General features: G+C 45.4%; 1 protein-coding gene. It reads right to left on the bottom strand.

From position 1 onward, the window contains the following. Positions 1 to 570, bottom strand: a 570-nt coding sequence (gene yfmH, locus AC1DWB_RS37050; protein WP_477546013.1) for an EF-P 5-aminopentanol modification-associated protein YfmH, incomplete at both ends; no start/stop codon positions are given.

Here is a 570-nt window from a genome sequence, read left to right as displayed (position 1 = left end):
ATCATACAGACCCTGATACAAGGATGAACTCGCACTTAATAAGGCATCTAACACTAGCTTTGTGGTCAGTTCCTTACGCAACAAGGAATTTCCATCCTCATTGTGAACCGGTTCCTTGAAGCCGAACATGCATTTGGGCAAGGAGACCGGCAGCTCGATCCGCTTCACCTTCTGTTGCACTTGCTCCGGCTCGTCTTCGAAGATACGGCGAATTTCACCTTGTGGCTGGAAGGACTTTGCCGCCTGATTCACTCGGACCAATTCCATAATCGGTTCAGGCTGAATCCCACCAACGATAAATAAGCTCATATTGCTGGGGTGATAAAACGAACGGTAACATGAATATAGCGTCTCCTTCGTGATGTGAGAGATCGACTCCACCGTTCCGGCAATATCGATTCTTACCGGGTGTCGGACGTATAACGCTTCGATTAGACCGAAATATACACGCCAGTCCGGATTGTCCCCATACATATTGATTTCCTGTCCGATAATCCCCTTTTCCTTCTCTACATTTTGATCAGTAAAATAAGGATTTTGCACAAAATCAATTAACGTTGTTAAATTCTC

This window comes from Paenibacillus sp. P4_E11, assembly GCF_056401635.1.
This window is presented reverse-complemented; position numbering and strand designations above follow the sequence as displayed.